Genomic DNA, 13,348 nt, shown 5'->3' on the forward strand with positions numbered 1-13,348 from the left:
TAATGCCTCGAGTGCTCGTCGACGCCGCGGCGGTCCCCGCGGACCGTGGGGCGTTGATCAGATATGTGGACGGGCTCGTCGCCGGGCTCGACCGGGCGGGTGCCGATCTCGCGGTGGTCTGCCAGCGCGCCGACGCCGACCGTTATGGGCGGCTCGCGCCCTCGGCACGGATCATGCCTGGTCCCGTCGCCATCACCAACCGGGCCGCCAGGCTCGCCTGGGAGCAGACCGGCGTGCCGCTGCTCGCCCGCCAGGCGGGGGCGCAGGTCATCCACGCCCCCTACTACTCGATGCCGATCCGCGCGGGCCTGCCCACGGTGGTGACCGTGCACGACGTCACCTGGTTCACCGAACCCGACCAGCACAGCGCGGTCCGGGCGTCGTTCTTCAGGTCCGCCACCCGCACCTCCGTACGTCACGCCACCCGCGTCATCGTGCCGTCCAAGGCGACCAGGGACGAGCTGATCCGGGTGCTCGCCGCCGATCCGACCCGCATCGACGTCGCCTACCACGGCGTGGACCACCGGCTCTTCCACCCGCCCGGCGATGCCGAGATGCTCCGCGCGGCCACCAGGTGCGGCCTGCACGGCCAGCCGTACGTGGCCTTCCTCGGCGCGCTCGACCCGCGCAAGAACGTGCCCAACCTCATCCGCGGCTTCGCCATGGCCGTCAAGAGCCTGGAGCACCCGCCCGCGCTGGTGCTCGGCGGCGGTGTCCACGAAGACGACGTCGACGAGGCCTGCCGGGAGGTCGAGGCCACCGTCAAGGTGGTGCGGCCGGGCTACCTGAGCATCCCGGACCTGTCGGGGTTCCTCGGCGGGGCGGTCGTGGTGGCGTTCCCGTCGCGCGGCGAGGGGTTCGGGCTGCCCGTGCTGGAGGCGATGGCCTGCGGCGCGCCGGTGCTCACCACCCACCGCACCTCGCTGCCCGAAGTGGGCGGCGACGCGGTCGCCTACACCGAGCCCGACGCCGACAGCATCGCCAGGGAGCTGGGCCAGCTGCTCGCCTCCACCGAGCGGCGGCGGCAGCTGCGCGAGGCCGGTCTGGCCAGAGCCCGCGAGTTCACCTGGGAGGCGTCCGTGGAGGCGCATCTCAGCTCCTACCAGCGCGCGATCGAATAGTTAGATAACCTCACCGAGTGATGGAGAGCTCTTTGCCAGACCTCGAGGCGATCCTCCTGGTCGGAGGGCAGGGCACGCGCCTGCGTCCGCTGACACTGGGCACGCCCAAGCCGCTGCTTCCCACCGCCGGAGTGCCGTTCCTGGCACATCAGCTGGCCCGCGCCCGATCATTCGGGGTACGCCGGATCGTCTTCGCGACCTCCTACAAAGCCTCGATGTTCGAGCCCGTCTTCGGTGACGGGGCGGCGTTCGGGCTCTCGCTCGAATACATGACCGAGGAGACGCCGCTCGGCACCGGCGGCGCGATCCGCAACGCCGCCGAGGCGCTCACCTCGGGTCCTGACGATCCCGTGCTCATCCTCAACGGCGACATCCTGTCCGGTCACGACATAGGCGACCAGATCCGTACCCATGTGGACCGTTCCGCTGCTGTAACGCTCCATTTGACGGAGGTCGACGATCCGACCCGGTTCGGCTGCGTGCCCACCGACGACGACGGGCGGGTGACGGACTTCCTGGAGAAGACGCCCAACCCGGTGACCAACCGCATCAACGCGGGCTGCTACGTGTTCACCCGCTCGGTCATCGACCAGATCCCCAGGGGCGAGGTCGTGTCGGTCGAGCGGCAGACCTTCCCGGGGCTCATCGAGTCGGGCGAGCTCGTGCTGGGCTACGCCGACCGCACCTACTGGCTCGACGTCGGCACGCCCGCGGCGTTCGTCCGCGGCTCGGCCGACCTGGTGCTCGGCCGGCTGGCCTCACCCGCGCTGCCCGGCCCGACCGGCGAATACCTGGCGCTCGACGGGGCCGTGGTCTCGCCGGAGGCCAAGGTGCAGGGCGGCTCCACGGTGGGCGCGCGCGCCGTGGTCGAGGCGGGCGCCTCGGTGCTGGGCAGCGTGCTGGCCGACGACTGCGTGATCCACGCGGGCGCGTCCGTGACGGACTCGGTGGTGGGCCGGGGGGCGCGGGTGTGCGCGGGCGCGGTGGTGTGCGACGCGGTGATCGGCGACGGCGCGGTGGTGGGTCCGGGCAACGAACTCCAGGCAGGCGTACGCATCTGGCCGGGTATCGAGCTTCCTGAGCGCGCTGTTCGCTATTCAAGCGACGTCTAAATTCTTCTTTCTTCCTGTACGGCAAGCGGTGGGCACCCGCCACCCGCCGTACAGGGCTGGGGGCCTCCAGGAACACGCCCGCTGAACCCGCACATGGCCGGCCGCCGATACGCGCGCCCCTGACAAGGGACCACCGGCGACCGGAGGCGTATGGGGACGGCAGACTGTAGGGGTGATGGAGCGTTGGTGGGTGCCTGAGGGGGCGCTGGATGTGGGGCTCGTGCTGGGCCCGCACCGGCGCGGCACCGGCGATCCCACCTGGCGCGCCACGCACGACGGCGCCGTGTGGCGCACCTCCCGTACCCCCGACGGCCCCGGCACGCTGCGGGTGAGCGTGCGGGCGGGGAGTGTGTGCGGACAGGCCTGGGGGCCGGGTGCCGGGTGGCTGCTGGAGGCGCTGCCCGCGCTGCTCGGGGCCGATGACGACGCCTCGGGGTTCAGCGTCCGGCACGCCGTGCTGGAGGACGTGGCCAGGAAGCACGCGGGGCTGCGCATCGGCAGGACCGGCCGGGTCATGGAGGCCCTGGTGCCGGCCGTACTCGAGCAGAAGGTCGTCGGGCGTGAGGCGTGGCGGGCCTGGCGGTGGTTGCTGAACCGCTATGGCGAGCCCGCGCCGGGGCCCGCGCCCGACGGGATGCGGGTCGTGCCCGAGACGAGCGTGTGGCGCGAGGTGCCGTCCTGGCACTGGCATCGGGCCGGTGCCGAGGCCGTGCGGGCCAGGACGATCGCCACGGCGGCCTGGCACGCCGCCAAGCTGGAGGCCGCCGCCACCAGCGAGGAGCTCGACCGGCTGCTGCGGGCCCTGCCGGGCGTCGGGGTGTGGACGTCGGCGGAGGTACGCCAGCGGGCCTTCGGCGATCCCGACGCCGTGAGCGTGGGCGACTTCCACCTGGCCACGCTGGTGGGCTACGCGCTGACCGGCGAGAAGACCGACGATCCTGGCATGATGCGGCTGCTGGAGCCCTACATGGGCCACCGGCACCGGGCGACGGTCCTGATCTACCTCACCGGGCTGCGCCCGCCCGCGCGCGGACCGAGAATGCCGGTGCGCGACTACCGGTCCTTCTGATCCCCCTAGGTGCGGGCCGTGAACCCAGCCCGTCGTAGTGTGCCGGTATGAGCCTCGTTACTGATTCCGCACTCCGCCGTGCTCTCGCCCGGGCCCGCGACGGCAAGACCCTCGACGTCACCGAGGCGGCCGTGCTGCTCCACGCCCGCGATGAGCACCTTGACACGCTGCTCGAACACGCCTCCCGGATCCGGGATGCCGGATTGGCGGCGGTCGGGAGGGAGGGCGTCATCACGTACAGCAGGAAAGTGTTCATCCCGCTGACCAGGCTTTGCCGAGACCGTTGTGGTTACTGCACCTTCGCGACCGCGCCGAACAAACTGCCCGCGCCGTTCCTGAGTCCTGACGAGGTGCTGGAGATCGCCGCCCAGGGGGCGGCGATGGGGTGTAAGGAGGCGCTGTTCACGCTGGGGGACCGGCCCGAGGACCGCTGGCACCAGGCCCGCGAGTGGCTGGACGCGCACGGCTACGACGACACGCTGTCGTACGTGCGCGCGATGGCGATCAGGGTGCTGGAGGAGACCGGGCTGCTGCCGCACCTGAACCCCGGCGTGCTGAGCTGGCGCGACCTGCAGCGGCTCAAGCCGGTCGCGCCGTCGATGGGCATGATGCTGGAGACGACCTCGCGGCGGCTGTTCGAGGAGAAGGGGGCGGCCCACTACGGGTCCCCCGACAAGGATCCGGCGGTACGGCTGCGCGTGCTGGAGGACGCGGGCCGCTCGAACGTGCCGTTCACCACCGGGATCCTGATCGGCATCGGCGAGACCATCGAGGACCGGGCCGAGTCGATCTTCGCGATCCGGCGGGTGGCGCGCGAGTACGGCGGTGTCCAGGAGGTCATCGTCCAGAACTTCCGCGCCAAGCCCGACACCGCCATGCGCGGCCTGCCGGACGCCGACCTGCAGGAGCTGGCCGCCACGATCGCGGTGGCCCGGCTTGTCCTGGGCCCCCGGGTACGGCTGCAGGCGCCGCCGAACCTGGTCGACGCCGAGTACGAGCTGATGATCCGGGCCGGGATCGACGACTGGGGCGGGGTGTCGCCGCTGACGCCCGACCACGTCAACCCCGAGCGGCCGTGGCCGCAGATCGACGACCTGGCGGCACGGACCGGGGAGGCGGGGTTCCAGCTGCGGGAGCGGCTGACGATCTATCCGGAGTATGTGCTGGCGGGGGAGCCGTGGCTGGACCCTCGGCTGTTCGCGCACGTGGCGGCTCTTGCGGATCCGGTCACGGGGTTGGCGCGGGAGGACGCGGTGCTCCAGGGGCGGCCGTGGCAGGAGCCGGATGGGGGATTCGCGGCTTCTGGCCGGGTGGATCTGCATGTCGAGGTGGACACGACGGGCCGGACCAACGACCGGCGTGACGACTTCGACAACGTCTACGGAGACTGGGAGGCGCTGCGCGATCGCCTGGACCCCGCCGCGTCCGGGGGGCATACGCCGTCCGAGGTGCGGGCGGCGTTGCGGCGGGCGGAGGCGGATCCGGCGGGGTTGAGTGAGGCCGAGGCCGTGGCGTTGCTGTCGGCCGACGGCGGGGCGCTCGACGAGCTGGCCCGCATCGCCGACGACCTGCGCGCGCAGGCGGTCGGCGACGAGGTGACGTACGTCGTCAACCGGAACATCAACTTCACCAACGTCTGCTACACCGGCTGCCGCTTCTGCGCGTTCGCCCAGCGCAGGACCGATGCCGACGCCTACACGCTCAGCCTGGACCAGGTGGCCGACCGGGCGGAGGAAGCGTGGCGGGCCGGGGCGACCGAGGTGTGCATGCAGGGCGGCATCCACCCCGACCTGCCGGGCACCGCGTACTTCGACCTCGCCAAGGCGGTCAAGGCCAGGACGCCGGGCATGCACGTGCACGCCTTCTCCCCGATGGAGGTCATCAACGGCGCCAGCCGGACGAACCTGTCCATCGAGGACTGGCTGCACGCGGCGAAGGAGGCGGGCGTCGACTCGCTGCCGGGCACGGCGGCGGAGATCCTCGACGACGACGTCCGCTGGGTGCTCACCAAGGGCAAGCTGCCCACCAAGGAGTGGATCGACGTCATCACCACCGCGCACCGGGTGGGCATCCCGACGACGTCCACGATGATGTACGGCCACGTGGACACCCACGTGCACTGGGTCAGGCACATCAAGCTGATCAGGCGGCTGCAGGAGGAGAGCGGCGGGTTCTCGGAGTTCGTGCTGCTGCCGTTCGTGCACACCAGCTCGCCGATCTACCTGGCGGGCGTCGCCCGGCCGGGCCCGACCGCGCAGGAGAACCGGGCCGTGCACGCGCTGGCCAGGATCCTGCTGCACGGCGCGATCTCGAACATCCAGTGCTCCTGGGTCAAACTCCAGGACGACCTGTGTCACCAGGTGCTCCAGGGCGGGGTGAACGACCTCGGCGGCACGTTGATGGAGGAGACCATCAGCCGGATGGCCGGGTCGGAGAACGGCTCGTACAAGACGATCAGTGAGCTGCGCGCGATGGTCGAGCTCACCGGCCGGCCGGTGCGGCAGCGTACGACGGAGTACGGCCGGCCCGACGGCGAGCGGCTGGCCGCGTCGGCGGCGAGCGACGGTGTCTGCCAGAGCGTCAGGCGGGTACTCCCGATGGCGTAGTTATAACAAGTTCTACCGAGTCTTGCGCCAGTCGTGGGCGGCGCTGGAAGAATCGGCAGTCCCCTGAAGAGAGGTGCACCGTGCGGCTGGGTCGACACCGGGCGGCGCTGCCCGCCGAACAGCGCCGCAGGAAGGCACTGCAACGCGGCCTGCTGGCGGGGGCGGGGGCGCTGGCCATCGTCACCGCCACCGTGGTCGTGCTCTTCGGCGGAGCCGGCGCGCTGTGCACGACACGAGAGCCTGTTCTGGTCAGCGTGGCCGCCGCGGTGGACGTGGCTCCGGCGGCCATGGAGGCGGCCGGAAAGTTCAACGACGCCAAGAACTCGATCGGCAGCCGATGCGTGCTCGTCCAGGTCACCGAGCAGCCCCCGGCCACCGTGCTGCGGACGCTGATCGGCGACCGGGCGGGCGTGCTGCGCGAGCGGCCCGACGGCTGGATCGCCGACTCCTCCGCCTGGATCCGGTTAGCCCGCAAGCAGGGCGCGAGCGCGCTGCCCACGGGGGAGAGCGTGGTGGCGACGTCGCCGCTGGTGTTCGCCACGCGGTCGTCGCTGGCGCAGCGCTTCTCCGTCGGCAAGACCGAGATGAACTGGCGGATGGTCTTCCCCTCCACCGTGCGGGGCCGGCTCACGCCCAACGCCAACGAGCCCGACATCGTGCGCGTCCCCGACCCGTCGCTGGCCGGCGCGGGCATCGCCACCGTCGCCGCCGCCAGGGACGTGGTGGGCAACGGGCCCGAGGCGGACAAGGCGCTGACCGCGTTCGTCCGCTGGGCGCAGGCGGGCTCGGCGCCCGACTACCGCTCGATGCTGGCCGCCGTGGACGATCACACGTTCTGGCAGCGGCCGGTGGTCATCGTGCCCGAGCAGTCGGTGTGGACGCACAACCAGCAGCCGTCGACCGACCCGGTCGTCGCGTTGAACCCGCGTGAGGGCACGATCAATCTCGACTACCCGTACGTCGTCACCGCCACCGACCCCACGGCCGCCGAAGCCTCGACGCTCTTCGCCGACTGGCTGCGCGGCCCCGAGGCCCAGGATCTGGTACGGCGGGCCGGGTTCCACTCGGGCGACGGCAAGCTGGGCCCGATCTCGCCGGGGCCGGAGATCCCGACGGTCGCCCCGAAGACCCGGCCCTCGGTGTCGCCCGAGGACATCGACGACGCTCTCCAGGCGTGGAGCAGGCTGGCGCCGCCGACGAACATCCTGGTGCTGGCCGACACCTCCAAGCACATGGCCGAGAAGCTGAAGGACACCACCCGGCTGGGCGTCTCGCTGGCCGCGGCCAAGATCGGGCTGCGGCTCTTCCCCGACACCACGCACATGGGGCTGTGGGAGTTCGCCGACGGGCTCGGCCAGGCCAAGGGCTACCAGCCGCGGGTCAGCCTGGGGCCGATCAACCGCCCCGAGAGCGGTCAGCTGGTCCGCAGGAGCGTACTCGACCAGCTCACCACCACGATCACCGCGCACGCGGACCGGGACAGCTCGCTCTACGACGCGATACTCGGCGGCTTCCACGAGGTCGCGGGCAAGTATCGCGAGGAGATGAACAACACGCTCCTGGTGATCACCGCGGGCAAGGACGACGGCCGCGGCATCAAGCTGCCGGTGCTGATCAGCAAGCTCCGCGAGGAGTGGGACCCGAACAAACCCATCCAGATCGTCATCATCGCCTTCGGCAACGCGGACCGGGCGAGCCTGTCCGACATCACCTCCGTCACGAACGGCTCCCTGCACGTCGCCCAGCAGCCGGACGAGATCATCGACGTCTTCCTCGCCGCGCTCGCCCGCCGCCTGTGCCACCCCACCTGCAAGCCGACCACGTGATGAGGGGGTGCCGGGAAGTCCCGGCACCCCCTCGCTCGCTCACGAGCTCCGCGGACTAGAGGCGCTGCCATAGCGCCGGTACGTTCGGCGGCTCCCATCCGGGGAGTGAGGTGTGCGCCTGGATGCACTTGTACGACAGCCCGGCGTACGTGACCCGCGCGCCCACCGCGTACGCGACATTCGGCGCCCAGGTGCCACCCGGCGTCACCGTCGGGGTCGGCGTGGGCGTCGGGGTCGGGGTGGGAGTCGGCGTGGGCGTGGGGGTCGGGTTCCCGCCGCCGCCGAACCTCAGGTCGACGCAGGAGTAGAAGGCGTTGGACGTGTCGGCGATGTTCCAGATCGCCAGGACCTTCTGCCGGCCGCTGTAGCCGGCGAAGTTCACGGTGTGCGTGACCGTCGCCGGCGGCTGGGCGCCTCCGTCGTTGAACGAGGCGACCCGGGTGTTGCCGATGAAGTACTCCCAGGTGCTGGTGGAGTGCCTGGCGGTGAGTGTCCACCTGAAGGTCACCGAGTTGCCGACCGAGGTGACCGGCCAGGGCTTGGACTCGTCGCTGAGCTGGGCGAACCGCGCGTTGTTGGCGTGGCAGTTACGCAGCCCCTTCGGCCCTTCCACGCTCTGCGGCTCGTAGATGATGTCGCCGCAGTTGGACACCTGACCCTGCGCGCAGAACGCCTGACGGCTGGGTGGGGAGTTGATGTAGCCGTGCGCCAGGGCCGGCTCGGCGACGTAGACCGTGGTGGCGATCGAGATCACCACCACGGTGATGAAGGTGAGCATCCTTCTCATGGAGCGGCTCCTTCACATGGGGGGATGCTCCGAATGTAAAGGAAACCTTATTAACGGTAAATGGCCCTTTGACTGGCTGTCAGCGCGTCAGGATGAAGTCCCGCGGATCGCGGGGCGGACGGTCCCGGGGCGGGGCCGCCGCGTGGCCCACCGCGACGCAGCCCATCGGGTCCCACGACTCCGGCAGGTCGAGCACCTCGCGCACCACCGGGCGGCAGAACATCGTGGACGACACCCACGCCGAGCCGAGTCCCTCGACGGCCAGCTGGATGAGGAAGTTCTCGACGCCCGCGCCCGTCGCCACGATGAACATCTCGCGCTCGGAGGCGTTGCGCCGTTCGTCACGGTAGGTGTGGGAGCCCTCCATCACCAGGCACGGCACGACCAGGTAGGGGGCGTTGCGCAGCACGTCGCCGCGCCTGACCCGCTTGGTGATCGACTCCTCGGTGAACCCGTCGGCCCGCAGGTCGGCGATCCAGGCGTCGCGCATGGCGTCGAGCAGCTTCACCTTCGTCTGCGCCGACTCGACGAGCACGAACCGCCACGGGGTCGTGTGGTGCGGCGCCGGCGCGGCGATGCCCGCCGCCACCGCCCGGCGTACGGCATCGGAGTCCACCGGCTCGGCGGAGAACTCCCTGATCGTACGGCGGGCGAACACCACGTCACGCGAGCCGTAGCGGAACATGTCCTCGTCGGCCGGCCGGACCAGCGCCCGGACGCCCGGCCCGTCCTCCTCGGTCACCAGGTGGGACAGGCCGCGTACGACGGCCACGGGCACGCCCGCGAGCTTGCCCTTGACCAGCTCGGCGGCGGCGGCGATCTCGTCGATCAGGGCGGTCACGGTGGCGTTGAGCGGGTTGCCGTGGGTGTCGGAGCCGCCGCGCAGGTCTTCGAGCGGGGTCACGCCGGCGGCGCCGATGGCCACGTCGGTCAGCCCGTGGCGCCACGGGCGGCCGAAGGTGTCGGAGACGATCACGCCCACCCGCGCGCGGGTCGCCAGGGCCGCGCGGATGCGCTGGGCGGAGGCGTCGGAGTCCTCGGGGAGCAGCAGGACCGTGCCGGGGGTGGTGTTGGAGGCGTCGACCCCGGCGGCGGCCATGACGAAGCCGTGGCGGGTCTGCGAGATGACGGTGTCGCCGCGCCTGGCCACCACACGCTCGGTCTCTTCGGCGATGGCGGCCTGGCGGTCGGGGGCCTGGCGGACGCGGCCCTCCGCCTTGCTCACGATCTTGGAGGTGATGACGAGGATGTCGCCGTCGCGCAGGTCGGCGCCGCCGAGCAGGGCCGCGATGTCGTCACCGGGCCGCACCTCACCGATGCCCTGAACCCCGAACACCTCGACCCGACCGGCCAGACCGCCGGCCGGACTCGCTACGTCGGTGGGCTCGGCCGGGATGGTGGGCTCGATCGGACTCGTGGGGGTCATCGGGCGAGCTCCAGGGCCAGGTCGAGGGTGGCGCGGGCGATGTCGGCCGCCGCGTCGGCGTCGTGCATGATCAGCGGTCGTGACTCCACCCTGACCCCGTCGAGAGCGACGCCGGAGTCCTCCTCGGCGACCAGCCAGCCGTCGATCAGCTCCGCGCCGTAGAGGTCCAGCACCGCCTGGGCGCTGGTCTCGACCCCGATCGCGGTCAGGCAGGCGTCGGCCATGCCGCGCACCGGCGCTCCGCCGATGATGGGGGAGACGCCCACCACGGTCTTGGCCAGCAGCGCGTCGCGGATGCCCGGCACCTGAAGGATCGTGCCGATGCTCACCACCGGGTTGGACGGCGGCAGGATCACCACGTCGGCCTCCGCGATGGCCTCCAGCACGCCCGGGGCCGGCTTGGCGGTCTCGACCCCGACCAGCGCGATCGACTCGGCGGGGATGGCGGCGCGCAGGCGTACCCACCACTCCTGGAAGTGGATTGCCCGCCGCCCGCGCTCGTCGGAGACCACGACGTGCGTCTCGCAGCGGTCGTCGCTCATCGGCAGCAGGCGCACGCCCGGCTGCCAGCGCGCGCAGAGCGCCTCGGTGATCTGGGAGAGCGGGTAGCCGGCCTCGAGCATCTGCGACCGGACGATGTGCGTGGCGAAGTCGCGGTCGCCCAGCCCGAACCACTGCGGCTCGACCCCGTAGGCCGCCAGCTCCTCCTTGACGGCGTGGGACTCCTTGGCGCGGCCCCAGCCCTGCTCCTCGTCGATGCCGCCGCCCAGGGTGTACATGACGGTGTCGAGGTCGGGGCAGACGCGCAGGCCGAACAGGGTGATGTCGTCGCCCGTGTTGCCGATGACGGTGATCTGGGCGTCGGGGGCAGTCGCCCGCAGGCCACGCAGGAAGCGGGCGCCGCCGATGCCGCCGGCGAGGGACACGATGTGCATGCGGACCAGTCTCGCATCGGCCACCGACACACCTGTCTCGGGATGCGGCTTTACAACGCTTCGGTCTCCGAAAAACCCAGCAAACCATGCTTTATGTGGACGTCTGGCACGTAAGAGGTTGCTCGGACATCCGTCGCCAAAGTCAGCGATGTGGCAAACTCCCTTCGGGCCAAAGGGTCCGATGGGGGTACTTGTGAGCAAACTTGACGTAGCCCGGCTGAGGGAGCCGGCCGCCTGGCTCATGCTCGCCGGGGGCGGACTGAACATCCTCGTGGCCATCGGCAAGGTCCTGGTCAGCTCTTCGGGCTCCGTGGTCGCCGACCTCTCCTTCGCGGACCGTGCCTTCAGCAACTTCGGGAACTTCACCAGCCCCGTCACCACGGCGCTGCTCGTCGGCTCGGTGGTGCTGCTCACCAAGGTCGGCACCCCGTCGTCCCAGGCCAAGCCGGTCGCGTTCGGCGCGGCGGCCATGCTCGCCATCGCCACCCTGTTCGGCGCGATCACGCTGATCCTCGGGCTGTTCGCGGGCAGTGGTGCGCGGTTGACGGCGGAGTTCGCGATCAGGGGCGTGCCGGTGCTCGCGCTGACGGCCATCGCGCTGGTCTACCTGCTCCCGCAGGTCCTGCCCGACCGCCCCGCCGTCCAGCCCCAGCAGGGGTACGGCCAGCAGTTCCCCAGCGCCCCTTACGGTCAGCAACCCCCCAGCCAGCAGCAACCGTACGGCCAGCAACCCCCCGACCAGCAGTCTTTCGGCCAGCAACCCCCCAGTTACGGTGGCCAGCCCGAGCAGCCCGGCTACGCCCAGCAGCCACCGAGTCATGGCGGCCAGCCTGAGCAACCTGCTTTTGGTCAGCAGCCGCCGAGTTTCGGTGGCGCGCCTGAGCAGCCCGCCTACGCCCAGCAGCCGCCGAGCTATGGCGGCCAGCCCGAGCAGCCGGGTTATGGCCAGCAGCCACCGAGTCATGGCGGCCAGCCTGAGCAGCCCGCTTATGGCCAGCAGCCGCCCAGTTACGGCGGCCAGCCCGAGCAGCCCTCTTACGCTCCGGAGCCGGCCTCGATCCCCCAGCCGGTTACCGTCGCATTCCCCGCCACGACCGACCGCGACCAGCCAGACCAGGGCTTCCCCCAGCCCCAGCCCCAGCCCCAGCCCGGCTTCGGCCAGACGGATCCCAGCTTCCCCCCGCCCCAGCCCCAGCCCGGCTTCGGGCAAACGAACCCGAGCTTCCCGACGCCCGACGGCGGTTACCAGCCCAAGCCCGAGTACCAGCCCGCCCCATACGTCCCCGCGGACAGCCAGCCGAGCGCCTTCTCCCAGCCGTTCAACACGCCGGACAGCCAGGCGATCCCGTACAACACGCCGGACAGCCAGGCGATCCCCTACAACACGCCGGACAACCAGCTGATCCCGTTCAGCACGCCGGACAGCCAGGCGGCTTCGTACGTCCCCGCGGACAGCAAGCCCAACGCGTATGCCCCTGCGGACAGTCAGCCCAGCGCCTACGCCCCCACGGACAGCCAGGCGAACGCCTACCAGACGGTCGACAGCCAGCCGAACCCGTGGGCGCCCGCCGACCCGGCCCAACCCCCGGCGCAGAACCAGGCCCAGTCGCCCGCCCAGCCGCAGCCCCTGTTCGGCCAGCAGCCTTTCGGGCATAACGCCTTCGACCAGCCCCAGAGCCAGCCCCAACCCCAGGGCCAGCCCTTCACCGGCTTCTCGGGTCACGAGTACGCCACCCCAGCCGCCTACCAGGAGCCCGACCCGCCGGTGGACCCGCGTTCCCAGCAACTCCTGGACGCCTACCAGCAGGCCGAGACGTACCAGCACTCGGCGGCCGGCGCCCCCTCTGACCTGCGCGTTCCCGACTACGCGAGCCAGCAGCAGGCCAGGCCGTACGACGACCCCTTCGGCCACCCGCAGCACCAGCAGCCGGGCTACCCGACGCAGCCTCCCGCCCACCAGGCCCCTGCCCACCAGGTCCCTTACGAGCCTCCCCAGGCCCAGTACGAGCCCCAGCCGGGCCAGTACGAGCCGCAGCCCTACCAGCCGCACCACCAGTCGCAGCCCCCGGCGGCCGGCTGGGGCGATCACCCGGCGGAGTCCACCGTCCGGCTCGACCCGTCGATGTACCGCGGTGACGCGCTGGGCGGCGACGCGCCCCGGCAGGGAGACGACCCGATCGACCCCACGGCCATATACAGCCCCAACGAGCCACGTAGGTAAGAGACCGTTAAAGCACGGCTAGAGAGAAGGTGGGCCACGGGCGGGAGTCTCTCCCGCCCTGGTACGGTTCGGACCACTGCCAGACGTTGCAACACACCAGGCCAACGCCATGGATACAGGGCCAAGGCCGGGGTGCAAACATCACATGCCATGCACACCGGGGCGAGATCTGGTCTTTCCCCGGATACCGGCATGCCGCTTGACTCCACGTACGGCACACGCGTGTAATTACAACCATGTTGTTA

The 13,348-nt window shown here is 71.1% G+C and carries 9 protein-coding genes; 6 read left to right on the top strand and 3 right to left on the bottom strand.

Annotation, left to right across the window (positions count from 1 at the left end):
* The first annotated feature begins 2 nt into the window (after positions 1-2).
* The 5 genes from AB0B61_RS14635 (at position 3) to AB0B61_RS14655 (ending at position 7,734) form a co-directional block, all read left to right on the top strand.
* Positions 3-1,121 (top strand): glycosyltransferase family 1 protein, encoded by a 1,119-nt coding sequence (locus AB0B61_RS14635; protein ID WP_358431850.1) that lies wholly within the window; start codon positions 3-5, stop codon positions 1,119-1,121.
* A gap of 20 nt (positions 1,122-1,141) precedes the next feature.
* Positions 1,142-2,233, top strand: coding sequence for an NDP-sugar synthase (locus AB0B61_RS14640; RefSeq protein WP_358431851.1), 1,092 nt, complete (start codon positions 1,142-1,144; stop codon positions 2,231-2,233).
* A gap of 175 nt (positions 2,234-2,408) precedes the next feature.
* Entirely contained in the window at positions 2,409-3,302 is an 894-nt protein-coding gene (locus tag AB0B61_RS14645; RefSeq protein WP_358431923.1) for a DNA-3-methyladenine glycosylase 2 family protein, read from the top strand.
* Between the two features lie 47 nt (positions 3,303-3,349).
* On the top strand, positions 3,350-5,908 hold the full coding sequence (locus tag AB0B61_RS14650) for a bifunctional FO biosynthesis protein CofGH (protein ID WP_358431852.1): 2,559 nt from the start codon (positions 3,350-3,352) through the stop codon (positions 5,906-5,908).
* Between the two features lie 80 nt (positions 5,909-5,988).
* Positions 5,989-7,734, top strand: coding sequence for a substrate-binding and VWA domain-containing protein (locus AB0B61_RS14655; protein ID WP_358431853.1), 1,746 nt, complete (start codon positions 5,989-5,991; stop codon positions 7,732-7,734).
* Between the two features lie 55 nt (positions 7,735-7,789).
* Here the strand turns inward: AB0B61_RS14655 and AB0B61_RS14660 are convergent, their stop codons facing one another.
* The 3 genes from AB0B61_RS14660 to cofD form a co-directional block, all read right to left on the bottom strand.
* Positions 7,790-8,521, bottom strand: a complete 732-nt coding sequence (locus AB0B61_RS14660) for a lytic polysaccharide monooxygenase (RefSeq protein WP_358431854.1) — start codon at positions 8,519-8,521, stop codon at positions 7,790-7,792.
* 79 nt (positions 8,522-8,600) lie between these two features.
* A complete protein-coding gene (locus AB0B61_RS14665) occupies positions 8,601-9,875 on the bottom strand; it encodes a coenzyme F420-0:L-glutamate ligase (RefSeq protein ID WP_358431924.1) in 1,275 nt (424 codons plus the stop codon).
* Positions 9,876-9,943: 68 nt separating this feature from the next.
* Positions 9,944-10,882, bottom strand: coding sequence for a 2-phospho-L-lactate transferase (gene cofD / locus AB0B61_RS14670; RefSeq protein WP_225295970.1), 939 nt, complete (start codon positions 10,880-10,882; stop codon positions 9,944-9,946).
* 193 nt (positions 10,883-11,075) lie between these two features.
* Between cofD and AB0B61_RS14675 the strand changes: the two genes are divergently transcribed.
* Entirely contained in the window at positions 11,076-13,103 is a 2,028-nt protein-coding gene (locus AB0B61_RS14675) for a hypothetical protein (RefSeq protein WP_358431855.1), read from the top strand.
* Positions 13,104-13,348 lie beyond the last annotated feature (245 nt).

The sequence above is a fragment of the Nonomuraea sp. NPDC049158 genome (assembly GCF_040648335.1).
Lineage (GTDB): Bacteria > Actinomycetota > Actinomycetes > Streptosporangiales > Streptosporangiaceae > Nonomuraea.

Coding starts and splice junctions, on each gene's coding strand:
- AB0B61_RS14635 (WP_358431850.1), top strand. CDS start 3: ATGCCTCGAGTGCTCGTCGACGCCGCGGCGGTCCCCGCGGACCGTGGG.
- AB0B61_RS14640 (WP_358431851.1), top strand. CDS start 1,142: ATGGAGAGCTCTTTGCCAGACCTCGAGGCGATCCTCCTGGTCGGAGGG.
- AB0B61_RS14645 (WP_358431923.1), top strand. CDS start 2,409: ATGGAGCGTTGGTGGGTGCCTGAGGGGGCGCTGGATGTGGGGCTCGTG.
- AB0B61_RS14650 (WP_358431852.1), top strand. CDS start 3,350: ATGAGCCTCGTTACTGATTCCGCACTCCGCCGTGCTCTCGCCCGGGCC.
- AB0B61_RS14660 (WP_358431854.1), bottom strand. CDS start 8,521: ATGAGAAGGATGCTCACCTTCATCACCGTGGTGGTGATCTCGATCGCC.
- cofD (WP_225295970.1), bottom strand. CDS start 10,882: ATGCACATCGTGTCCCTCGCCGGCGGCATCGGCGGCGCCCGCTTCCTG.